Raw genomic sequence first — 21,739 nt, 5'->3', positions numbered from 1 at the left:
CCGACCCTCATGGTGCCTCCCGGGACCCATCCCGTCTGCGTCCTCTGACTCACAGTCAGATCCCCGGCCCGGAACCCCCTGCTGCCCGGGCACGCCAGGGGAGGCTCAGGAGGCGGGCGTGGTGTCGTCGGGGTGGGGGAGCGGGGTGAACGAGCCGTGGTATTCGATTGCGGTGGCCGCGTAGGACTGCGCGTTCATCTGGACCTCGGCGTCGTCGAGGAAATTCGCCACGCGTTCCGTCGTCCGCGGGTCCAGGGAGAAAGCGTCGCTGTTCGTGTTCATCGGTGTGGTCTCCGTTCGCTGCTCCGGTCGTGGTGCCGGATTACGATAAGCGGCGCTTGGACGGTGCAGCCAGGTCGCGTAGAGGGCGGCGCGAGGCGCTGGCCGTAACCGGCCATGGCGAGGTTCGGAGGCGGGAATCTCCGGGCGCAGGGTTGGATGGATCACCATGCACAGGATGACCTCCAGCCTGCGGGCCGTGCCGCTCCCGGACACGCTCGCCGCGGCGAAGGACATGGCCGCCCGGCTGGGCATCGTGCGGGTCACCGACACGACCTGGCTGGACTGCCTCGGCATCCCGGTGTTCGCCTCGATCCGGCCCGGAGCCGCCCGCGGGTCGCTGTGCGTGAACGCAGGGAAAGGCGTCCATCCGGACGAGGCGCGCGTCGGCGCCTACATGGAGGCCATCGAGTTCGCGCTGGCGCAATATCCCAACGCGAACGTCGAAGAAGAGCTCTCCACGCCGCGTGGCATTGCCGGGCAAAAGGCCGCTGAGTTCGAATTCGTCGACCTTTGCCCTTTGCTGGGACGGCCCGTGGACCCGGACGGGCCCCTCGCCTGTGTGAAGGCCCATGACCTGGCCTCGGGGGCTGAACTCCTTGTCCCCGCCGAGCTGGTTTTCCATCCCTACGCGCAGAATCCGGCGCAGAGCGTCTTCGGCACCACGACCAACGGGCTGGCGTCCGGCAACACTGTGGCGGAGGCGACGCTGCACGGCCTGTGCGAGGTGGTCGAACGCGACGTCAAATCGTTCAACTACTTCCGCGACCGCTCCGAGTACGTCGATCTGGACGGCGCCGCCCCCGATCTCGCGCAACTGCGGGAGCGGCTTGAGCAGGCCGGGCTGCGCTGGGGGCTGCGCCACACCCCGAACGACTTCGGGCTGCCGTTCTTCGAGGGGTTCATCCTGGACGAGGACGACCACGCGCCCATCACCATCGCCGAAGGCGCCGGACTGCACCCGCTGAAGGAGATCGCGGCGGTGCGGGCGCTCGCCGAGGCCGCGCAGTCGCGCCTGTCGTTCATCCACGGCGGACGCGACGACGTCATCGACCGCTTCCACTACTTCGCCGACCGCGGCGAGGAGGCGGAACGGAGCGCGACCGCGCAGGTCCGCGAACGGCTCACCGACCGGTCGCGGTCCGTTCCCTACACGGCGGTCGGTGAACAGGCCGTCGGCGGTATCGCCGATGCGCTGCGGGTGCTGCTGGCGGCGCTGGAACGCAACGGCATGCGCCAAGTGCTGCGGGTCGTGCTGTCCGGCCCGGACTCGCCGCTGGCAGTGGTGAAGGTCGTCGTTCCGCGTTTGGAGCACTTCGATCCGCGCCAGCGCCGCCTCGGCCCGAGGCTGGCCCGGTTCGCCGAGACGGCAGGAGTCCTGTGAACGCCACGGAGCTGGTCGTGTTCGTCGGGCCGTCCGCCCACGGCCTGGTGCACGACGGGCCGTCCGCTCAAGGGCCGGAGCATGCCGGGCTGTTCCCCGCGACCGTCGAGGTTCGGCCGCCGGTGCGGCGCGGCGGGGTCGCGGCGCTGCTCGCCGAAGGGCGGGAACCGGGCGCGCTGGCCATCGTGGACGGGACGTTCCACAGCTACCCCTCGGTCGGCCACATGGAGATCCGGGACGCCCTTGAGGCCGGCTGGCGCGTGTGGGGGCTGTCGTCGATGGGCGCGATCCGCGCGGCGGAGATGCGCCACCTGGGCATGACCGGATTCGGGGCCGTCTACCGCCGCTACGCCGAAGACCCCGACTTCGACGACGACGAAGTGGCGCTGCTGCACGGCGCCGCCGCGCCCCACGCGCCCCTGTCGGAGCCGCTGATCCACCTGCGCGGCTGGCTGGCGGGCCTCGCCGCACGCGAACGGATCAGCGCGGCGTCCGCCGAGGCGGTCACGGCCGCGTTGAAGCACCGCTGGTACGGGGAACGCACCCTGCGCCTGGCGAAGGAACTGCTGTTGCGGCACTCGGCTCTGGCGCCCGCCGACGCCGATGCGGAACTGGCCGGCATCGGCGCGTTCCGGACCAAGACCGACGACCTCGTCCGGTTCATGACCGCCAAGCCGTGGCGTGAGGCCCGGCCTGCTCAGGACGGGGACAGGGCGCGCAGCCGTCCTTCAAGTTCGCTGCGGTAGAACTCCATGAACCCCTTGGGGTCGGAACCCCAGTTCTGCAGGACGAGATGGTCGACCCCCGCGTCCAGGTAGGTCTGCGCGGACGACACGTAGCGCGTCACGTCCGGCCCGCACGGCATCGCCTTGCGCATGTCGTCCTCGGTGACGGTCTGCGAGGCGGCGGCGAACCCGGGCGGGTTGGGCAGCTCCGCCATGACCGGCCAGCCGCCGTTCGACCAGCGCGCCATCCTGTGCGCGGCGGTGACGGCGGTCTGCTCGTCCGGCGCCCACGACAGCGGCATCTCGGCGTAGTGCGGGCCGGTGCCGCCGTGCTTGCGGTAGGTCTCGTTCAGGGACGCGCCGGGCTCGGTGGTGAACATGCCGTCGCCGTGCTCGGCGGCCAGCCGCGCCGCGCGCGGGCCGCCCGCCGCGACCACGATCTTCGGCGGCCGGTCCGGCAGGTCCCAGACCCGCGCGGCGGCCAGCTCGTAGTGCTCGCCCTGGTAGGACTGGTAGCCGCCGTCCCACAGCAGCCGGATGACGTCCAGCGCCTCGCGGAGCATGTCGTGCCGCGTCCCGACCGACTCGGCGAAGCCCGCCCCGACGACGTGCTCGTTCAGCCGCTCTCCCGACCCGACGCCGAGGGTGAACCGGCCGCCCGACATGACCGCGACGGTCGCGGCGGCCTGGGCGATGATCGCCGGGTGGTAGCGGACGGTCGGGCAGGTCACGCCCGTGGCCAGTTCGAGCGTGGTGGTCCCGGCCGCGATCGCGCCGAGCACCGACCAGGCGAACGGCGAGTGCCCCTGCTCCTCCACCCACGGGTGGTAGTGGTCGCTGATCTCGACGAAGTCGAACCCGGCCTGCTCGGCCATCTTCGCCTGCGCGAGCAGGTCGTGGGGACCGAACACCTCGGACGCGAGCTTGTATCCCAGCTTCATATCGGCCCGCCTACCCGGCCCCGGGCCGCCCATACACCGCGCGCGCCGCTCGCGCCGATGCTTGCCATTCCTTGGCCTGATCGGACCCTCGGCGCGGGGCGGACCGCCGCACCCCGAGGGGCGTCAGGTGGCCGCGTCGTCGTAGGCGGCGCGCGCGGCGGCGATCTTCTCGTGGTTGTTCTCGGCCCAGGCCGACAAGGCGCGGGTCGAGGCGAACAGGTCCCGGGCCAGGTCGGTCGCGGTGTACTCGACCTGCGGCGGGACGGTCGGGTGGACGGTCCGGGTCAGCAGCCCGTCGCGCTCCAGCGTGCGCAGCGTCAGGGTCAGCATGCGGCGGCTGATGCCCGGAATGGTCCGGTGCAGCTCGCCGAAGCGGATCGGCCCCTCGCCCGCGGCGGCGATGACGGCGATGCCCCACTTGCTGCCGACCCGGTCCAGGGCGTCGCGGAACGCCGCGCAGGTGTCGGGCTCCACGTCGTCGGGCAGTCGAGATCCGGCGTGCATCGCGCTCCCTTCGGCCACCTATTCACCGTATAACCGATAGGGAATAGGGGTCAATCCGGCGGGACGGGCGGCGCGGTGCGCAGCACGGGCGCGACGTCGGTGGCGAACAGCTCCAGCGAGGCCCGGTGGTCCCGCTCGTCCAGCCCGGACGGGTCGACGCCGAACACCGCGAGCGAGTGCCCGAAGATCTCGCGCCGCGGGGTCAGGAGCGGACGGTCGCCAGCGCCTTCGACCACGCCTCCACCTGGTCCAGCACGCGCTCGACCTCGGCCTCGCGGAACTCCTGCGGGGCGAAGTCGGGGTAGGCCGGGAAGTCGCCAGGGATCAGCAGGGTGACCTGCGCGGACACCGGCGCGATGCTCAGCTCCACCGCGACCTGCTTCAGCTGCTCCACCGCGCGCGCCGCGCCGACCGCGCCGTAGCCGACGAACCCGACCGCCTTGTCGTTCCACTCGGCGTGGACGAAGTCGAAGGCGTTCTTCAGCGCCGCGGGGATTCCGTGGTTGTACTCCGGCGTCACCACCACGTACCCGTCGAAGGCCCTCACCACGTCCGCCCAGCGCTTGGTGTGGTCGCCGGCGTACTGGCCGGCCGCGGGCGGGACCGCCTCGTCCAGCAGCGGCAGGCCCTGGTCGGCGAGGTCCACGATCTCGTACTCGGCCTCGGGCCGCTTCCCGGCGATCCCGTGCACCCACTCGGCGACCCGGTGCCCGACCCGGCCCGGCCGCGTGGTGCCCACGATGATAGCGATCTTCGTCATATCCGCCCCTTTGTTCCGGAGATTTCCCGACCATTGTTCAGCGGCTCCGCAGGCGGCGGTAGAAGGCACTTTCGGCTCCATTGGTAACACCGATGTTCCCTCTATCCGAATGGCCGCCGGGGAGGGATGACCGCAGCCCGAGGAAAGGTGGCCGGATGGGAGCGGAAAGGGCTCGCGGGTCAGCTCAGGGCGGCGATGGCGGCGTCGACGTCGTCCTTGGTGGTGTAGAGGTGGAAGGCCAGGCGCGCGGCGCCCTTGCGGACCGAAGCGCGGATGCCCGCCGCCTGGAGCCGCTCGGACGCGCCCGGACGGCTGACGCTCACGATCGCGCTGTCGCTCGGCGGCATGCCGAGCCCGGCGCGGAAGCGGTTGGCCATCCCGACGTCGTGCTCGTGGATCTGCTCGATGCCGATCTCCAGGAGCAGCTCCAGCGTCGGCGCGGCCGCGACGTAGGAGAACCAGGGGACGGCGATGTCGAAGCGCCGCGCGTCCTTCGCCAGCCGCAGCGGCGGGCCGTACGACGCGTCGCCCTCACCGGCGTACCAGTTGGCGGCGAGCGGGCGGATGCGGTCCCGCACGGCCGGGCTCACGTAGCAGAACGCGGTGCCGCGCGGCACATCAGCCACTTGTAGGTCGACACCGCCAGCACAACGAACCGGGACGCGTCGACCGGCAGCCACCGACCGCCTGCGTGGCGTCGGCGACCAGCAGCGCCCCATGCTCCCGCGCCGCCGCGACGACTTCATCGATGGCGGCGACCTCGCCCGTCGCGGACTGGACGAGGCTGAAGGCGACCGCGTCCGTCCGCCCGTCGATCGCGCCGGCGACCTCCGCCGGAGGCACCGTCACCACGTCGAGGTCGTTGACGAGCCAGGGGAACAGGTTCGACGTCTGCTCGATGTCGGGGACGACGACGCGCGACCCGGCCGGCAGCGACGCCGCGACCGGCGCCAGCAGCTGCGCGGCGGACGCCCCCACGGCCACGTCCTCGCCCGCGACCCCGACCAGCCGCGCGAACGCCTCGCGCGCCCGGTTGGTGGAACGGTCCCACTCGTCCCATCCGGTGACCCCGTGCCGCCACTCGGCGAGTGCGTCCTGCAGTGCCTCGAACGCCGTTCCCGGCGGGATGCCGTAGCTGGCGGAGTTCAACCAGCCCGGCTCGGGCTCCCACAGCCGCACCGCTTCCTCAAGATCCACTCTGGCGATCCTATCGGCCCGGCAAACCGCCCCGCGTTGCCGAGTGGCCAGGTGGGAGCGGTGGTCGGCGAGCGAACGGGCCGGACGCCGCCAGGGTGGTGCAGTCCGCCCCGGCGGCGGCCGGCCTTCTGCCGCTGGTGTCAGTGGCCGTCGATCATGCCGAGGACGCAGGCGGTGACGTACTCGTCGCCGTGCTTCACCCGTCCGCCCGTGAGCCGGAACTTCGCGAGCAGGGCTTGGCAGACCGCGCCGGCCTCGCCGGACGAGCGCTCCGGGTACTCCTCGGACTGCTGGATGATCTGGCTGCGCCGGATCTGGTTCCCCGCCCGGTCGATCCCGATGACGGGATCGGCGGGCGCCGCTGCCGCCGCGGGCGGCCCGGTGGCTAACGGATCTCGGAACTGCTTCCCCTTCTGATTCCGGTCGTGGGACGTCGCGGACCTCCCGCCGCGCACGCCCTGGTCGCTGCAGCCGGCCAGGGCGGGGAAGGCGCATCCCGCCAGCAGCCAGACGATGCCGCTCCTGCGTAGATATCTCACGCTTTCGTCCCTCCCCGCCGACCGGTCCGACCGACCTCCGGGGGCTTCGCAATATTCCGGAACTTTGGGCCGCAGTGACGTTGGGCATGGAAAGCGGCCCTGCCGGAGCCCGTGGATCGAGCCCGCTTTGGCCTCCCCCGAGCCCCTCATGGGGGAAACTCGCGACCGTTCCGGCCGCGATCAGACCGGGATGAAGAGGGCCTCGAAAGGCGCCGGGCCGATGCCCGTGGTGACGTGGCCCTTCCCGGTGGTGTCGTCGACGAAGACCATGTCACCCGGGCCGAAGCGCCGCCGGCCGCCGTCGGTGACCTCCACCTCGATCGTCCCGCGCAGCATCACGACCCACTGCCGGCGCGGCGCCGGGTGCGGCGCGCTGTCGAACTCCGCGCTGCGGAGGAACAGCACCCCGGCCGCCGAGGGCAGGCCGCCCACCGCCATGGGCGGCACGCCGTCCGCGACATGCCGCTCGTCCAGGGGGATCCGGTCGTCCTCGAACACCGACCCGCCGTCATCGCCGCGGACGATCCTGGTGTACCGCATCAGTTCCTCCCGATGAACTGGCAGTCGGTGCTGATCTTGCCGTCCGCGTCGAGCTCCAGGACGTCCAGGCCCTCGCCGACGGTCTCGCCGCCGCGTGTCACCATCGCCCATCGGACGCCGATCACGTTCGGCAGCAGGACGGAGACCTCACCGGCCGCCTGGAAGGCGTACTCGCCCTCCGCGACGAACATCTCGTAGGCGCGCGTCACCCGCGCGTTCATGGCGTCGTGCCCCCGGACCTCCAGGTGCGGCACCGGGAAGTTGAGGCTCGCGGCGGCGTCGCGGATCTCCTGCGGCGGATCGGTCAGCACCTGGATGCCGTCCACGGCCCACAGCTCCCGGATCAGCTCGGAGCGCGCCGCGGCGTCGGGCTCGTTCCATTGGGCGATATAGCGTTCGGCCAGCTCTTTCACATCAAGTTCGTTGCTCACGCGGAGCAGTTTGCTGCCGCAGGAGGCGGCTTGGCGATTCCCTCAAAGGAATAGCGCACCCCGTTCCGAGGTCCCGCTTTACGCTGAGCCGACGGGAACGGCGGTGGCAGGAGGCGTGCATGGCTTCGCTCGCGGACGAAACGCGATGGATGGACGCGACGGAGCAGGCCGCTCTCGTGAGCGCAGGGCAGGTGACGCCCGCCGAATTACTCGAAGCCGCGATCGAGCGGATCACCGATCTCGATCCGGGGGTGAACGCGGTGGTGATGCGCTGGTTCGACGAGGCGCGCACCACGGCGTCCGGGCCGCTGCCCGATGGTCCGTTCCGGGGCGTGCCGTTCCTGCTCAAGGACTTCCTGGTCGCCTATGCGGGGCAGCCCCGCAGCGACGGGAACGTGCGGCTGAAAAAGGCGGCGGTTCCGGCCACCGCCGACTCCGCGATCGTCGCGCGCTTCCGCGCCGCGGGCCTGGTCACCGCGGGCCGGACGAACAGCGCCGAGTTCGGCAGCCTGCCCACGACCGAACCGGCGGCCTGGGGCCCGACCCGCAACCCGTGGGATCCCGGACGGTCGGCCGGCGGATCGAGCGGCGGGTCGGCGGCGGCCGTCGCGTCCGGCATGGTCCCGGTCGCGCACGCCAGCGACGGCGGCGGCTCGATCCGCGTCCCGGCGTCCTGCTGCGGGCTGGTCGGCCTGAAACCGTCGCAGGGACGGGTGACGCTGGCACCGGACGGCGACGAGAGCGGCCCCGGCGTGCACTTCTGCCACACGCGTTCGGTCCGCGACGCCGCCGCGATGCTCGACGCGGTGTCCGGACCCGGCGTGGGCGACACGGTGATCGCGCCGCCGCCGGCCCGTCCGTACGCGCGCGAACTCGGCGCGGAGCCCGGCCCGCTGCGCATCGGGCTCCTCGACCACTACCCCTGGGGCGAGGCCGTCCACGACGCATGCGCGACGGCGGCGCGCGACACCGGACGGCTGCTCGAATCGCTCGGACACCGCGTCGAGCACGGCTTCCCCGCCGCGCTCGCCGATCGCGCGCCCGGCAGCGCCGCGGGCCTGCTGCGCACCGTCAGCATGGGCGCCGTCGCGGCGCGGCTCGCCGAATCCCTCAGACGTCCGGTCACCGCGGACGACATGGAACCGATCAACTGGGCGCTCGCGAGGCAGGCGCGCGAGGTCACCGCGGTCGACTACGCGCGGGCCCTGGAGGGCCGGACGCTGCTGCGCCGCGCGATCCACCGGTGGTGGGCCGACGGCTTCGACCTGCTGCTGACCCCGACGACGGGAGAGCCGCCGTCGCCGCTCGGGGCGTTCAGCGGAAGCGACCTGCGCGCCGTGGGGATGCGCTCGCGGCGCGCGGTGGCGTTCACCCAGCCGTTCAACATCAGCGGCCAGCCCGCGATCAGCCTGCCGCTCCACCGGACCGCGGACGGTCTCCCGATCGGCGTCCAGCTCGTCGCCGCCTACGGGCGCGAGGACGTCCTCCTGCGAGTGGCGCACCAGCTCGAACAAGCGCGCCCGTGGGCCGGACTCACCCCTCCGGACGTCCCTGCTTCCTGACGCGGTGCCTGGTCGTCAGGAGTTCAGGACGGTCAGCGCCAGCGCGGTCAGGTCGTCGGCGAGGGCAGGACGGGCGCGCAGGGCGTGCACGCGGGGGAGGTCGTTGATCAGGGTGATCGCGCCGTGGACGCGGATGCGGGCGGGGATCTCCGGGAGCCCCGGGCGGACGGCCAGCAGCAGGCGGGTCCACGTCCCGGCCAGCTCCCGCTGGTAGCGCAGGATGGTCTGGAGCTGGTCCGGGGGAAGGTGCGTGACCTCGGAGATCAGCGCGGAGACCAGCGAGTCGTGCCGGGTCGCGAAGTCGGTGTAGGAGTGCACGGCGGCGGCGAGGCGCTCGGCGTCGGTCGGGCCCGTGCTCAGCGCCGCCGACAGGTTGAGCTGGATCGCCGCCGCGCCGCGGTGCAGCGCCTCGAACAGCAGCTCGCCCTTGCTGGTGAAGTGGTGGTAGAGGCTCGGCCCCGCGATCCCGGCGGCGTCCCCGATGTCGGACACGCTCACCGCGTGGTAGCCGCGCTGCCCGAACAGCCGGGTGGCGGTGTCGACCAGGGTCTCGCGGCGGGACGCGATGCCCTCGGGCGGTACGGCGTCGGCGGGCGCGGCGGCGGCCGATGCCGCCGCCGGCAGGAGGACGGCCTCGGCGACCGCGCTGGTCATCCCGTGGAGCAGCGCGGCCAGCTCGTCCGGCGGGAGGGTCTCGTCGTGGTTGGTCAGGCTGAAGTTGGCCGACAGGACCGTCCAGCACAGCAGGTCGATGTCGGCGTGGGGGAGACCCGGCCGGGCCTCGGCCAGCAGGGCGCGCAGGCCGAGCGCGACCGAGCGCATCCGGTTCCGGACGGTGACCTGGTCGTCCGGGGCGAGGTGCCGGATCTCGCGCTGCCAGAGCGAACCGAGGTCCCGGCGGTCGGCGCCGAGCTCGGCGAGATCGCGCAGGGCCGCGTCCAGCGGCGTGCCGGGGCGGACGGCTTCGTCGAGGCGGTCGAGGGAGTCCAGGGCGAGGTGCAGCAGGAGGTCCCGCTTGCCGCGGAAGTGCCGGTAGATCGCGGGCCCCGAGATGCCGACCTCCGAAGCGATCTGGTCCATGCCGACGCCGTGGAAGCCGTCCCGGTGGAACAGCTCCGCGCTCGCGCGCAGGATCTGCGCCCTGCGGTCGCGGGGCCGCTTCGTGCTCGTCACGCCCCCCATTCTCGCGTAACCGCATGTGGCCTAGGGAAAATTAACTTCACGTCGGCATGCTGGTGAAACCTGTAGATCGGACCTAATCATCGTTAACTTAGGTCTGGACGGGCCGGACGGGCGCTGGTAGCTTCCCCGCTCAGAAGCCCGGCCGGGGGACGGCACGGCGGCCGCGGGCGGTACGCCGCGGACCCCTGGAGGTGGCATGAAGGCGACCGATGCGAAGCCGGCCCGCGCCGCTTGGCTGTTCCTCGCGGCGGCCACGCTGCCGCTACTCGCACCGACCCCGGCGCAAGCACTGACCCCCCGGACGGCCGCGGCTCCGGCCGGGGCGGCGAGGCCGCTGGCTCCGGCGGCAGCGGCGAGGCCGCTGGCTCCGGCGGGGCCGGTGGCTCCGGCGGGGCCGCTGGCGGACGGGACGAGCGCGCCGACCGTTCCCGCGCTGCGGCAGTGGACCGCCGACACGGGCTCCTTCACCTTCCGCGACGACGCGCACGTGGTGGTCTCGCCGGCGGACGCCGCGTCCCTGACCGCGACCGCCGACACCTTCGCCGCCGACCTGCGCTCCCTCACCGGGGCACCGGTCACGACCGCGGTCGGCGCAGCGCGGCCCGGTGACATCGCGCTCGGTCTCGGCCCGTCCGGGCATGCGGGCGACGAGGCGTACCGGCTGGACGTCGGCGCGTCGATCGCCGTCCGGTCGGCGACCGTCCGCGGCGTGTTCGACGCCACCCGGACCGTCCTGCAGCTGCTGCACCAGGGCCGGACGCTCGGCGCCGGACACGCCGTGGACTGGCCGTCCCATCCCGAGCGCGGGCTCCTGCTGGGCCTCGGGCGCCGCTACCTGACACCCGACTGGATCCGCGCCCGCATCCGCGACATGGCGTACCTGAAGCTCGACGTCCTCCACCTGCACCTGTCGGATGTGTACGGGTTCCGGCTGGAGAGCCGCACCCACCCCGAGATCGTCGCGGCGCAGCACTACACGCGGCAGGAGATGGCCGACCTGATCGCCTACGCGGCCCGGTACGGCGTCCAGGTCGTCCCGGAGATCGACCTGCCCGGCCACGCGCAGCCCATCCTCGCCGCGCATCCCGAACTGCGGCTGCTCGACGGCGCCGGGAAGGCGGCGGACGGTCTGATCGACCTGTCCAACCCCGCCGCGTACGCCCTGATGAAAGACCTCATCCAGGAGTTCCTGCCGCAGTTCCCCGGCCCGTACTGGCACATCGGCGGCGACGAGTACCTGCGCGACTACTCGCCCTACCCGCAGCTCCAGGCCTACGCCCGGCAGCGCTACGGCCCGGACGCCACCGGCAAGGACGCCTTCTACGGCTACCTCGACTGGGCGGACGGCCTGGTGCGCGCAGCCGGCAAGACCGCCCGCGCCTGGAACGACGGCCTGAAGCCCGGCGACGCCACCCTCACCGTCAACCCGGACATCGTCGTCGAGCACTGGTCCCGCAGCGGCCTCGTCCAGAACCCCTGGACCGGGCCCGCCTACACCGCCCAGCAGCTCGTCGACCAGGGCCACCGCGTCCTGAACGCCGCGTTCACCCCCACCTACTACACGACCGGCGTGCTCGGAGCCCTGGTCACCGCCCCGACCGCCGCCATGTACGACACGTGGGACGCCGACCTGTTCGTGGACGGAACCCGCCTGGACGACCCGTCCAGGAACCTCGGCTCGATGCTGAGCCTCTGGATGAACGACCCGTCCGACAAGACCGAACCCGAACTCGCCGGCGCGATCCACGGCCGGCTCCGCGTCATGGCCCAGCAGACGTGGGGCTCGCCCAAGCCCGCGCCGCTGTACGCCCTCTACCTCCCGATCATCCGCGCCGCGGGCGACGCCCCGGCCTGACGCCGCCCACCTGCCGGGTCCTGCCCGGCATCACGTCGCCCACCTGCCGGGCCCCTGCCCGGCCTCACGCCGCCCACCTGCCGGGCCCGGCCCGGCGTCCGCCCACCCCCCGAGAGAGGAACCCCCATGGGCTTCACTCTGCGTTCGGTCCTGCTCGCCGCAGGAGCCGCCGCCGCGACCGCCGTCCTGACGGCCGCCGCCCCGTCCGGAACCGCCGCCGCCGACACGGGCCGCTACCCCGTCCTGTCGCTCACCCAGATGGGCGCGAACGAGGCCCGGTTCATCCTGACCGGCCAGGACCCGGGCCAGTCCGCGCCCGGTGTGAACGTCCCCGGCTGCGTGCCGTCGCCCGCGCACCCCGAGCCCGTGGTGCTGCTGCACGGCCTCGACGGCAACCAGTACAACGGCTGGGCGATGATCGGCCCGACCCTCGCCAACGCCGGCTACTGCGTCTACTCCCTCAACTACGGCGGGACCGGCGCGTTCGACGGCGGGACCAGGCACGTCGCCGAGTCCGCCACGCAGATCGCCGCGTTCATCGACAAGGTCCGCAGCGAGACAGGAGCCGCCAAGGTCCGGCTCGTCGGGCACTCCGAGGGCGGCTTCATGGCGCTGTACGTCCCTAAGAAGGTGCCGGGGATGGCCGCGAAGGTGAGCCGCGTCGTCGCGCTCGCGCCGCCGTCGCACGGCACCGACCTGTTCGGCGCGGTCACCATCCTGGACGTGCTGCACCTGCGCCCGGTCGTCGGGACGGCCTGCGCCGGATGCGCCGACATCCTCGCCGGCTCGGACGTGATGAAGGACTTCACCGCCACCCCGATCGCGCAGCCCGGCATCGACTACACCACCCTCATCAGCAAGCACGACGAGGCGATCACCCCGTACACCTCGGCGGCGCTGCACGAGCCCGGCACGCACGACCTGGTCGTCCAGGACACCTGCCCGGACGACCCGGTAGGCCACACCGGCCTCGCCTATGACAAGGGCGTGGTCACCATGGTCACCAACGCCCTCGACCCGGCGCACGCCCAGCCCGTGACCTGCGACAGCGGCATCCCCTTCTGACAGAGGCGGCCACCCCGGGGCCGGTCCGGCGTCCGTCCGGACCGGCCCCGCGCCGCGCGGTTACGTAAATTCACCGATGGCGCGGCGGGAGGCGGGCTCGCCATCCTGGTGGGCCCGTGCGGCGGTCACCGAGAGGTCCGGCCGCGGCACGGCGGGCAACCGACTCCCCCCGAAAGGTCCTGGACATGAATTCTGTGCGCTGGAGCATCGCCGGAGCCGGAGTGGCGCTGCTCGGCACCGCCGCCTGCGGCGCCCCCGCCGCGCAGGCCGGCCGGGTCGCCCAGGACGGACGCGCCGCCGCGTCCGCCTGCGCCCCGGTCAGCGTGATCTCGGCGCGCGGCACGACCGAGCCGCAGAGCGGCAGCCACCTGCTGAAGCCGATCGGCACCAAGATCCTCAAGAGGGTGCCGGGCGCGACCTACACCGAGCTGCGCTACCCGGCGAGCTGGGCCAAGACCAGCTCGAACGCCGGGGTCACGAACCTGGTGAAGCTGCTCAACGACAGCGCCCGGAAGTGCCCGAAGCAGCGGTTCGTCCTGCTGGGCTACTCGCAGGGCGCCTGGGTCGTCGGCGATGCGCTGGTCGCCCCCGCCGGGCGCGTGTCGGGCAAGACCGCCGGCCTGGTCGGACGCGCCGCCTCCGGCAAGATCGCCGCCGTGGCCATGTTCGGCGACCCGCGCTTCAACCCGAAGGAGCCCTACGACCGCGGCACCTTCGACCGGAGCAAGCACGGCAAGATCGCTCGTCCGCAGGGCGCGCTGAGCACCTACGCGTCCCGCATCCAGAACTACTGCAACCGCGGTGACCTGGTCTGCCAGACGACCGGATCCTGGAACGCCCATCTCGCCTACTTCACCAACGGAACCCCGAACCAGGCCCTCACCTTCGTCCTGTCCCGCCTCCAAGGCTGACCCCCTCCGCCCTGCCCGGCCAGGGACGACGGCTTCGACCTCCGGCCGCGCATCCACGACGACCGCATCACGGCGTCGTGGTGCGCGGCCGGAGGTCGGTGTGACAGGTAGGGAAAAACCTACCTATAGTGGTGGGCATGGATGGCACGCGGGTGAAGGGCGGGGCCGGGACCGGCTCCGGGCCCGATCGGGTGTTCGCGGCGCTGGCGAGTCCGGTGCGGCGGGAGGTGCTGCGGCTGCTGCGGGAGCAGGGCCCGCAGCCGGTCGCCGAGCTGGCCGCGCATTTCTCCATGGCGCGGCCGAGTTTCTCCGAGCATCTGAGGGTGCTGCGGGAGGCCGGGCTGGCGAGCGAGACCAAGGTGGGACGGCAGCGGCTGTACCGGCTGGAGGCCGTCCCGTTGGCCGAGGTCCAGGAGTGGCTGGGACCGTTCGAGCGGTTCTGGCGCGACAAGCTCGCCGCCCTGAGCACCCTGCTGGACGAGTTGAACGACGACGCCTCGCACGACGACGCCTCGCGCAAGGACGACGCCTCGCGCAAGGACGACGCCTCGCGCAAGGACGACGCATGAGCGGGGACGACCTGACCACCGTCCGCGTGGACCAGTTCCTCGCGCACCCGCCGGCCAAGGTGTGGCGGGCGCTGACCGAACCGGAGCTGCTCGCCCGGTGGCTGATGCCGGGCGACTTCAAGCTCGCGGTCGGCCATCGGTACACGATGCACGCGCCCGCGATCCCGGCCACGGGCTTCTCGGGCACGATCAGCGCCGAAGTGCTGGCCTTCGAGCCCGAGCGGATGCTGCGCGTCGGCTGGCGGGACGCCGATCCGGACGCCCCCGCGGCAGCCGACTGGACGATCACCTGGACCCTCCAACCGGAAGGGCGCGGCACGCGGCTGTTCCTCGTCCACGAGGGGTTCGACCCCGACAACCCGCTCCAGCAGCGCGCCCGCACCATCATGAGCGGCGGCTGGCGCACGCGCACCATGAGCCGCTTGGCCGCGCTGCTCGACGCCTCACGAACCGAACCAGAAAGCGAATCCCCTGATGTCTGACGTCGCAGACCGCTACCTGCTGCTCTCCGACGGGTTCCTCGCCCGGATCCGCGCGACGGCGGACGACCGGTGGGACGCGTCCAGCCCGTGCGAAGGCTGGACGGCCCGGGACGTCGTGGCGCACGTCGTCAACGGCCACCGCGGCATCCTCGCCCTGGTCGACGGCACGCCACCGGCCCCCGCGGACGGTGTCGGGACCTCGTCCATGGCCGAGGCGCCCGCGGTGGAGCCCGGCGCCGACCTCGGCAAGGCGTTCGAGCGGTGCCGGGACGCCATGCACGCGATGCTCGTCGACCCCGAGCGCGCCGCCTTCCGCCTGCCCTGGGGCCCGCTCGGCCCGGTGGCGGTCGAGCAGGCCGTCGACATCATCGGCGGCCTCGAACTGCTGGGCCACACCTGGGACCTGGCCCGCGCCGTCGGGGGCGACGAGATCCTCGCCCCCGACCTCGTCGCCCGGACCCACGAGGCGCTCAAGCCGCACTACGCGAACCTGCAGGCGACCGGAGCGTTCCAACCCAGCATCCCGGCCCCGCCCGACGCCGACCCGCAGACCGCATTCCTGCTTTTCGTCGGCCGCAAACCCTGACCGATGCCGCGCCCGTCAGTCCGAAGCGGCGCGGACGTCGATCAGCGGAAGCCCCGTCAGCCGCACCCGCTCCTCCTCGGCCACCTCGGCCTCGCGGTGCCGCCCCAGCTTGGCGTTCTGGACCTTGTCGTGCAGCTTGATGATCGCGTCCAACAGCATCTCCGGACGCGGCGGGCACCCCGGAAGGTAGATATCGACCGGAACGATGTGGTCGACGCCCTGCACGACGGCGTAGTTGTTGAACATCCCGCCGGACGACGCGCACACGCCCATCGCGATGACCCATTTCGGCGCTGCCATCTGGTCGTAGAGGCGGCGGAGCACCGGCGCCATCTTCTGGCTCACGCGTCCGGCCACGATCATCAGGTCGGCCTGCCGGGGCGTCGCCGAGGCGCGCTCCATGCCGAAGCGCGCGAAGTCGTGCCGCGGGTCGCCGACGGCCATCAGCTCCATGCCGCAGCAGGCCAGCCCGAACGTCATCGGCCACATGGACGACTTGCGCGCGAGCCCGGCGGCCTTCTCGACGGTAGTCAGCAGGAAGTCGCCGGGGAGGTGTTCTTCGAGTCCCATAGTCCCTCCAGGCTGGTCCGGCGGGACAAGGTGATCAATCACCGATTCCGCCATGATCGTTAAGCCGGGCGGCACAATGGGACGCATGGAGATGCGCGAGATCGAGGCGTTCCTTGAGGTCGCCCGCGAGCTGCATTTCGGCCGCGCGGCCGGGCGGCTCGGCATGTCGGCGCCGCGGGTGAGCCAGGCGGTGCGGGCCCTGGAGCGCCGCGTCGGCGCGCCGCTGTTCGAGCGGACGACCCGGCGGGTGAAGCTGACCGCGCTGGGCGAGCGCCTTCACGCCGAGCTCGCGCCCGCGCACGAGCAGATGGAACGCGCCCTCGCCGAGGCGCGCAGCATCGCCGGCACCAAAGTGCTGCGCGTCGGCGTCGCGACGAGCCTGCCGTCCGCCGTGGTCGAGGAGAAGATCCACGCGTTCGAGGCGGCGCACCCGCACTGCGCCGTCGTGCGCTCCTCACATCCCAACACCGAGCCGATCCGCTGGGCCGACGACTGGCCGGTGGACGTCTTCGTCGGATGGCTCCCCAGCGACCCCGCCCCGATGGAGGCCAACGGCATCCACGTCGGCGACGCGTGGTGCCAGGCCGAGCGCGCGGCGCTGCTGGCGACCGGGCACCCCCTCGGACGGCACGCCACCATCGACGCCGAGGAACTGGCCGCGCACGACATCCTCTACCCGAGCAACCTGAAGCCGGGCCTGACCGACGTGTGGATCCCGCCGACCACACCCGGCGGCGTCCCGCTGCGCCGGGTCGCCCGCTGCCGGACCGCGTCCCTCGAAGAGGCGATCATGCTGGTCGCCCAGGGCGACGTGATCCACCTGACGGTCAGCTCCGTCCACCCGGACAACCCGCACGTCATCACGGTCCCGGTGTCCGGCCTCCCGCCGATGATCTGCGCCCCCGCCTGGCCCGCCGGCACCGACAACCCCCTGATCCGCGACTTCGCCGCAGCCTAGGAACGCGTCATGCCTTCTTCGCACGTCTACATCCGAGGACTGCCCCTACCCGCCCTCCTCCTGGAGTTCCTGGCCACACGAGCCTGGCCGACCCACGACGACGCGAAAATCCGCGCAGCAATCCCGTGGTTCAAAAGCCCCCTCGACTTCCTCGCTGAGCAGGACCGCACCTTCACCTTCGTCATCGACCTGGCGGCCAAACTCCGCCTCGCTCCCCAGCGCAGCGAACACGTCGCATGCGCCGGCGGCGAACCGGTCCTGAGCGCCGGCGAAATCACCTTCGAACAACACCCCACCGGCTGGGCCGTCACCGACATCAGCAACCAATCCACCGGATACTGCCCCGACGTCACGTCCTTCACCGCCATCAAGGCGGCCCTCGACAACGCCGGCCTCGTCCACCCGGGCCACCTGACCCACCCCGTCGTCTTCCGCCGCTGCCCGCAATGCCACCAGCTCAACATCGTCAAAGACGCCCACTACGCCTGCGCCCTCTGCGACCACCCCCTCCCCACCACCTGGAATGCAAGCCTCCCCAGCGACCCCCCGCCGGGCGACCAGAACTGAGGGCGTACCTGAAATCCACACGCCAAGGCGACGTCCTCATTGTTATGGACGACCGCCCGAAAGCCACAAGCGGCCAAAAGAGGTCGGTGGGGGGTCGGGCGGAGAGGCTTCGCGATATTCATGGCTCGCCGTTAACCGACGAGGGGACGTCATGAAGATCGCTGTGCTGGGGACGGGTGAGGTCGGGCGGACGCTGGGACGGAAGCTGGTGTCGCTCGGTCACGAGGTGACGCTGGGCTCGCGCACCGCCGACAATCCCGCCGCCACCGGATGGGCCGCCGAGACCGGGGGTGCGTGCGGCACGTTCGCGGACGCGGCCGCCGCCGGCGAGGTCATCGTCAACGCGACGGGCGGCCTGGTCTCGGTCGCCGCGCTGACCGCCGCCGGCGCCGCCAACCTCGCGGGCAAGGTCCTCATCGACGTCTCCAACCCGCTGGACTTCTCCGGCGGCTTCCCGCCGAAGCTCGTGGTGCCGCCCGCCGGAAGCTGCGCCGAGGAGATCCAGCAGGCCTTCCCCGAGGCCCGGGTCGTCAAGGCGCTGCAGTCGATGAACAACGCCGTGATGGTCGACCCCGCCCGCGTCCCCGGACACCACAACGTCTTCATCTGCGGCGACGACCCGTCCGCGCGCGAGGTCACCGCGGACCTGCTCCGCACCTTCGGATGGCGCGACGACCAGATCCTCGACCTAGGCCCCCTGTCCGCCGCGCGCGGCACCGAACCTCTCGTCCTCCTCTGGATCTCCGTCTCCAACACCGTCGGGACCGCCGACTTCAACTTCGCCATCGCCCACTGACGCCGACGGGCCGCCACCGTCGGCCGCGTGCCGGGTCGGCGTGAAGACTTCGGGCGCCGGTCGAACCCGTGGCGCGTTCGTGCAACGCGGAAGAGAGCCGCAGGGCAGGATGCGGCCTGTGAGTTTTCACTATGAGGTTGTTGTTTCGTGTTTCCTTCGGGGCGATGCTCCCGAGGCGGTTCTGGCGGGGGTGCGCTGGCATCTGGGGTTGGACGGGGAGCGTCCGGAAGGGCTGGATGAGGAGGAGCATGCGTACCCCCAGCTCTTGCCCACTCCCGAGAGCTACCTGCCCGGGGGAGAGGCCGCCACGTTGCGGCGGCAGCTCAGGGGGATCGCGCCGGACGGGACGGAGCACTGGTCCTGGGGGGTTGTTCAGCCGCAGCTACTGGTGGGACGACGAGCTGGGCGAGCTTGACGCCATCCTCGGCATGATCGCGCCGCACGTGGAGGATGCCGGGTATGGCGGGTTCGTCCGCGAGGAGGACGATGCCAAGCCGACCGCTGTCAGCTTCCGGGACGGCGCGTACGACTTCACGCGCTAGGTCCGGTGCGGCGGGGGGAGCACGCGGGGTCGGGTTCGGGGGTGGGGCCAGGCTTGGAGGAGGGCTCGGGGGCCGGTGGTGTGGAAGCGGAGGCGGTAGTCGGCGTAGCCGGCGGGGAGGGGCGGGAGGTCGATGGTGCGGCCGGGGACTTCGCGGAGCTGGACGTCGCCGTGGAAGCGGCAGCTCAGTTCGGCCGCGTGGCGGTAGGACGGGTCGGGGCCGGGGTCGGACGTGTCGATGGCGACGGCCAGGTCCAGGGGGCCGTCGTGGAGGTCGGGCCAGAACAGGACGGCGCCGGGCGCGGCCTGGATCAGGGTGCCTGCGGACTCGGCACCGGCGGGAGCCGGGAGGATGCCGGAGAGGTCGTCGCCCTTGCCGACCAGGGCGAGCTGGCCTGCGCGGATCCGGAGGTCGAGGTTGAGTGTCTGGCGGGTCGCGGTTGCGCGGCGGTCGGGGGGCAGGTCTGACGGGTAGCCGCGCTGGGCGAGGTAGGCGGCGTACTCCTGGTCGGTGATGCGCGCGGAGCGTTCGAGGATGCCAGGCACGTCGCCCGGTTCGGGCCGTTCCCGGGTGCTGATGGCGATGATGGTCTGCGCGGTGGAGGACGGGTCGGGCGGCGTCCAGCGGGTGACCTCGACCATGCCGCAGCGGCGGCAGGCGGTGCGGCGGACGTTGACGGTGCCGCCGTCCGGGGCGCGCTCGGTGCCGGTGGGTTCGAGCAGGTCGCCGGCGGGGAAGTCGTGCCGGTCGCCGCACTCGCGGATGATCAGCTCGGCGGCGACGTCGTCCCGGTTCGGGTAGGGCATCATCGGGCACCTCGCGGACGGGTCAGCAGGTCGTCGCCGAGCGCGGCGGCGAGGACGGGGTGGGCGAGCAGCGCGACCGGGGCGATGTGGTCCGGGGTGCGGGGGCGCCAGAGGGGAAGCGCGTCCAGGACGGCGCGCCGCAGTGCGTCCGGGGCGGCGGCGTGCCGGGAGAGCGCGGTGTGGACGGCCGTGTCGAACTCCGCGTTGCCGAAGGACGGCCGGGGCTCGCCGCCGCGGTGGCGCGCGGCGTTGCGTTCGGCGATCAGGAGGACGAGGTCGGGGTCGTCCCCGGCGACGACGCTCTGGAGCGCCGACCGCCAGGTGTGGTGGCCCCTCTCGTGGTCGGCGAACATCAGCGGCAGGAACTCGTCGGCGAACAGCGCCCGGGCGTCGTCGTCCGATTCGGTGAGGAGTGCGGCGATGATGTCCAAGGCCTCGCCGGTGCGGCCCCGGAAGAAGAGCAGTTGCGCGCGCAGGAGTCGCGCGCGGTTGATGCCGAATTCCTCGGCCTGGCGGAAGACGGCTTCGGCGTCGTCCGGCGCACCGGCGAGCGCTTCGACCCGGGCTTGCTCGACTCTCGCCACCCACGCGTCGTGGGTTTCGCCCTCGGGTTGGCGCATGCGATGGAACTCGGCGTACAGGTCCTCCATCAGTGCGCGGAAGGACGGGAACCGTTCGGGCGGTGCCGCGCGCCAGGAGAACAGGGAGTAGGCGGCCCATTCGCCGTTCTCGTCGATGTCGCCGGGATCGAGGAAGAGGATGCCCGCGTCGGCTTCGGACGAGATGAGCAGGCCGCGCGTCACCGGGCCGGTCTCGGCCTCGCCGTCCTCTGTGATGCCGTCCCACTCCGTCCAGTAGGAGACGAGGTCGCGGACCCAGCCGAGGGCGGACGTGTCGGACATCCGCCAGACGAAGATGCCCGCGTCGCGCCAGCCGTCGGTCGTCAGCAGGAAGTCCCGGTACGACGGCGGCAGCCGCATGCCGATGCGCTCTTCGGCCGCCTCGACCGCCTCGGGACTCGCGGGGGCGAAGCCGAGCCAGCGGTCGCGGACGACGTCGGGTTCGAGCTCGTCCGGATCCTCGGCCGCGCGGATCCATTCCTCGCTCCATCGGGACAGCCACGGTCTCCACTCCATGCGAGCACTATCGCGAGGGCCTCCGACAGAAAAGGGGCAACGGACGGGGCAGCTTGGAAAACGGGCGGGGCAGCTTTGAAAACGGGCGGGGCCGTCTTGAATTGGAGCGTTCCGAGCGCGGGGAATGGCCGGAGCGTCCCGAGGGGACGGCGTGGCCGATGGTGGTCATCGGCCGATCTACGTCAATTGTCGTTCATGGCCGAGCGGGATCACCCGACTTACACTCCGACCATGCCGCGGGGTGGCTGACCACGGGATGCCCTACCGGCCCGCGCCGCCGACCCGGACCGACACGAGCCGACGCCCCACATTCCAGCCGACATCACGCCCCGGCCCACCGCGCACGCCGCGAACGGCCGGCACCGTCCACCTGCCCCTCACCATGGACACCGGTCAGCCCGAAGGGATCACGATGGCTATCTCGCAAGCGATGTGGGTCCACGGTCACGCCCTGCAGAACGAGGACCCCGCCCTGACCGTCGGACGGATCGGGTGGGCCGGTCAGATCCGGCATCCCGGGACGTCCGGCTGGTACCACCTGGCGATCCCCACCGCCGTCATCATCACCGACGTCCGGATGCGGGTGGACGCCGCGATGATCATGTTCTCGACCGGCGCGCAGGGCGCCATCAAGAGCTTCCACGTCTGGGACGGCAACAACAAGCTGCTCGGGCTGGACGGCCTCAACCTCACCGGCACGAACGTGTTCAGCCGCAACGTCCTGCCGCAGAACCCGCGCCCGTCGGTGCAGTGGGGCCTGGGCATCTCGATCTACACCACCCTGGGCACCGATCCGAACACCGCATGGATCGACATCCACTCCGGCGGGGTTGACCTCATCTAGGGGACGGC

28 protein-coding genes are annotated in these 21,739 nt (G+C 72.1%); 14 read left to right on the top strand and 14 right to left on the bottom strand.

Translation table 11 applies throughout. The features are described from left to right. Positions 1-105: 105 nt before the first annotated feature. On the bottom strand, positions 106-282 hold the full coding sequence (locus FHU30_RS39275; RefSeq protein WP_253882768.1) for a hypothetical protein: 177 nt from the start codon (positions 280-282) through the stop codon (positions 106-108). A 175-nt stretch (positions 283-457) separates the two neighbouring features. Here FHU30_RS39275 and FHU30_RS39270 point away from each other — a divergent pair, with 175 nt between their 5' ends. Together FHU30_RS39270 and FHU30_RS39265 are read left to right on the top strand one after the other, a co-directional pair. Then, entirely contained in the window at positions 458-1,663 is a 1,206-nt protein-coding gene (locus FHU30_RS39270) for a YcaO-like family protein (RefSeq protein WP_253882767.1), read from the top strand. After that, entirely contained in the window at positions 1,660-2,409 is a 750-nt protein-coding gene (locus FHU30_RS39265; protein WP_253882765.1) for a TfuA-like protein, read from the top strand. Before FHU30_RS39270 ends, FHU30_RS39265 begins: the two co-directional genes overlap by 4 nt. Here FHU30_RS39265 and FHU30_RS39260 read toward each other — a convergent pair. From FHU30_RS39260 to FHU30_RS39220, 9 genes are all read right to left on the bottom strand, one after another. Continuing rightward, the gene (locus FHU30_RS39260) at positions 2,361-3,329 is read right to left on the bottom strand and encodes a TIGR03557 family F420-dependent LLM class oxidoreductase (RefSeq protein WP_253882763.1); all 969 of its coding nucleotides are present in this window, start codon (positions 3,327-3,329) and stop codon (positions 2,361-2,363) included. The genes FHU30_RS39265 and FHU30_RS39260 overlap by 49 nt on opposite strands. Positions 3,330-3,452: 123 nt before the next feature. Further along, a complete protein-coding gene (locus FHU30_RS39255) occupies positions 3,453-3,851 on the bottom strand; it encodes a winged helix-turn-helix transcriptional regulator (RefSeq protein WP_253882759.1) in 399 nt (132 codons plus the stop codon). 32 nt (positions 3,852-3,883) lie between these two features. After that, positions 3,884-4,069: a hypothetical protein gene (locus FHU30_RS39250; RefSeq protein WP_253882758.1), complete on the bottom strand. Its 186-nt coding sequence runs from the start codon at positions 4,067-4,069 to the stop codon at positions 3,884-3,886. After that, positions 4,036-4,593, bottom strand: coding sequence for an NADPH-dependent FMN reductase (locus FHU30_RS39245; RefSeq protein WP_253882757.1), 558 nt, complete (start codon positions 4,591-4,593; stop codon positions 4,036-4,038). Before FHU30_RS39245 ends, FHU30_RS39250 begins: the two co-directional genes overlap by 34 nt. A 179-nt stretch (positions 4,594-4,772) precedes the next feature. Then, positions 4,773-5,219, bottom strand: coding sequence for an aminotransferase class V-fold PLP-dependent enzyme (locus FHU30_RS39240; RefSeq protein ID WP_253882752.1), 447 nt, complete (start codon positions 5,217-5,219; stop codon positions 4,773-4,775). Continuing rightward, positions 5,212-5,790 carry an aminotransferase class V-fold PLP-dependent enzyme gene (locus tag FHU30_RS47460; protein WP_253882750.1) on the bottom strand — a complete coding sequence of 193 codons (579 nt, stop codon included), beginning with the start codon at positions 5,788-5,790 and terminating at the stop codon, positions 5,212-5,214. The genes FHU30_RS39240 and FHU30_RS47460 overlap by 8 nt, the downstream gene beginning before the upstream one ends. 140 nt (positions 5,791-5,930) lie before the next feature. Further along, complete coding sequence (locus FHU30_RS47455) at positions 5,931-6,329, bottom strand: hypothetical protein (RefSeq protein WP_253882749.1); 399 nt, start codon at positions 6,327-6,329, stop codon at positions 5,931-5,933. Positions 6,330-6,509: 180 nt separating this feature from the next. Then, on the bottom strand, positions 6,510-6,869 hold the full coding sequence (locus tag FHU30_RS39225) for a cupin domain-containing protein (protein ID WP_253882748.1): 360 nt from the start codon (positions 6,867-6,869) through the stop codon (positions 6,510-6,512). Continuing rightward, positions 6,869-7,300 carry a hypothetical protein gene (locus FHU30_RS39220; protein WP_253882746.1) on the bottom strand — a complete coding sequence of 144 codons (432 nt, stop codon included), beginning with the start codon at positions 7,298-7,300 and terminating at the stop codon, positions 6,869-6,871. The genes FHU30_RS39225 and FHU30_RS39220 overlap by 1 nt, the downstream gene beginning before the upstream one ends. A 119-nt stretch (positions 7,301-7,419) precedes the next feature. Here FHU30_RS39220 and FHU30_RS39215 point away from each other — a divergent pair, with 119 nt between their 5' ends. Then, positions 7,420-8,862, top strand: a complete 1,443-nt coding sequence (locus tag FHU30_RS39215; protein WP_253882745.1) for an amidase — start codon at positions 7,420-7,422, stop codon at positions 8,860-8,862. Positions 8,863-8,877: 15 nt separating this feature from the next. Here FHU30_RS39215 and FHU30_RS39210 read toward each other — a convergent pair whose 3' ends face one another. Beyond that, positions 8,878-10,035: a TetR/AcrR family transcriptional regulator gene (locus tag FHU30_RS39210; protein ID WP_253882743.1), complete on the bottom strand. Its 1,158-nt coding sequence runs from the start codon at positions 10,033-10,035 to the stop codon at positions 8,878-8,880. Between the two features lie 205 nt (positions 10,036-10,240). Between FHU30_RS39210 and FHU30_RS39205 the strand changes: the two genes are divergently transcribed. From FHU30_RS39205 to FHU30_RS39180, 6 genes are all read left to right on the top strand, one after another. Then, the gene (locus FHU30_RS39205; protein WP_253882742.1) at positions 10,241-11,899 is read left to right on the top strand and encodes a beta-N-acetylhexosaminidase; all 1,659 of its coding nucleotides are present in this window, start codon (positions 10,241-10,243) and stop codon (positions 11,897-11,899) included. A gap of 126 nt (positions 11,900-12,025) precedes the next feature. Further along, positions 12,026-12,964 carry an esterase/lipase family protein gene (locus tag FHU30_RS39200; protein WP_253882740.1) on the top strand — a complete coding sequence of 313 codons (939 nt, stop codon included), beginning with the start codon at positions 12,026-12,028 and terminating at the stop codon, positions 12,962-12,964. Positions 12,965-13,149: 185 nt separating this feature from the next. After that, positions 13,150-13,875, top strand: a complete 726-nt coding sequence (locus tag FHU30_RS39195) for a cutinase family protein (RefSeq protein WP_253882738.1) — start codon at positions 13,150-13,152, stop codon at positions 13,873-13,875. A gap of 137 nt (positions 13,876-14,012) precedes the next feature. Continuing rightward, positions 14,013-14,444: an ArsR/SmtB family transcription factor gene (locus tag FHU30_RS39190; RefSeq protein WP_253882736.1), complete on the top strand. Its 432-nt coding sequence runs from the start codon at positions 14,013-14,015 to the stop codon at positions 14,442-14,444. Next, on the top strand, positions 14,441-14,926 hold the full coding sequence (locus tag FHU30_RS39185; RefSeq protein ID WP_253882730.1) for an SRPBCC family protein: 486 nt from the start codon (positions 14,441-14,443) through the stop codon (positions 14,924-14,926). Before FHU30_RS39190 ends, FHU30_RS39185 begins: the two co-directional genes overlap by 4 nt. After that, positions 14,919-15,512 carry a maleylpyruvate isomerase family mycothiol-dependent enzyme gene (locus FHU30_RS39180; protein WP_253882728.1) on the top strand — a complete coding sequence of 198 codons (594 nt, stop codon included), beginning with the start codon at positions 14,919-14,921 and terminating at the stop codon, positions 15,510-15,512. The genes FHU30_RS39185 and FHU30_RS39180 overlap by 8 nt, the downstream gene beginning before the upstream one ends. 15 nt (positions 15,513-15,527) lie before the next feature. Here the strand turns inward: FHU30_RS39180 and FHU30_RS39175 are convergent, their stop codons facing one another. Then, the gene (locus FHU30_RS39175; RefSeq protein WP_253882726.1) at positions 15,528-16,082 is read right to left on the bottom strand and encodes a NuoB/complex I 20 kDa subunit family protein; all 555 of its coding nucleotides are present in this window, start codon (positions 16,080-16,082) and stop codon (positions 15,528-15,530) included. Positions 16,083-16,167: 85 nt separating this feature from the next. Between FHU30_RS39175 and FHU30_RS39170 the strand changes: the two genes are divergently transcribed. The 4 genes from FHU30_RS39170 (at position 16,168) to FHU30_RS39155 (ending at position 18,945) form a co-directional block, all read left to right on the top strand. After that, complete coding sequence (locus FHU30_RS39170; protein ID WP_253882724.1) at positions 16,168-17,040, top strand: LysR family transcriptional regulator; 873 nt, start codon at positions 16,168-16,170, stop codon at positions 17,038-17,040. Between the two features lie 9 nt (positions 17,041-17,049). Continuing rightward, on the top strand, positions 17,050-17,607 hold the full coding sequence (locus tag FHU30_RS39165; RefSeq protein WP_253882722.1) for a hypothetical protein: 558 nt from the start codon (positions 17,050-17,052) through the stop codon (positions 17,605-17,607). Between the two features lie 151 nt (positions 17,608-17,758). After that, the gene (locus FHU30_RS39160; RefSeq protein ID WP_253882721.1) at positions 17,759-18,403 is read left to right on the top strand and encodes an NADPH-dependent F420 reductase; all 645 of its coding nucleotides are present in this window, start codon (positions 17,759-17,761) and stop codon (positions 18,401-18,403) included. A gap of 368 nt (positions 18,404-18,771) precedes the next feature. Beyond that, complete coding sequence (locus tag FHU30_RS39155; protein ID WP_253882714.1) at positions 18,772-18,945, top strand: hypothetical protein; 174 nt, start codon at positions 18,772-18,774, stop codon at positions 18,943-18,945. On the opposite strand, the gene FHU30_RS39150 is transcribed toward FHU30_RS39155, so the two are convergent. Both FHU30_RS39150 and FHU30_RS39145 read right to left on the bottom strand, forming a co-directional pair. Beyond that, entirely contained in the window at positions 18,942-19,754 is an 813-nt protein-coding gene (locus FHU30_RS39150; RefSeq protein ID WP_253882712.1) for a hypothetical protein, read from the bottom strand. The genes FHU30_RS39155 and FHU30_RS39150 overlap by 4 nt on opposite strands. Continuing rightward, positions 19,751-20,887: an SMI1/KNR4 family protein gene (locus FHU30_RS39145; protein WP_253882711.1), complete on the bottom strand. Its 1,137-nt coding sequence runs from the start codon at positions 20,885-20,887 to the stop codon at positions 19,751-19,753. The genes FHU30_RS39150 and FHU30_RS39145 overlap by 4 nt, the downstream gene beginning before the upstream one ends. 412 nt (positions 20,888-21,299) lie before the next feature. Between FHU30_RS39145 and FHU30_RS39140 the strand changes: the two genes are divergently transcribed. Beyond that, a complete protein-coding gene (locus FHU30_RS39140; RefSeq protein WP_253882709.1) occupies positions 21,300-21,731 on the top strand; it encodes a DUF6623 family protein in 432 nt (143 codons plus the stop codon). The last annotated feature ends 8 nt before the right edge of the window (positions 21,732-21,739 follow it).

The organism is Actinomadura rupiterrae (genome assembly GCF_024172125.1).
GTDB lineage: Bacteria > Actinomycetota > Actinomycetes > Streptosporangiales > Streptosporangiaceae > Spirillospora > Spirillospora rupiterrae.
This window is presented reverse-complemented; position numbering and strand designations above follow the sequence as displayed.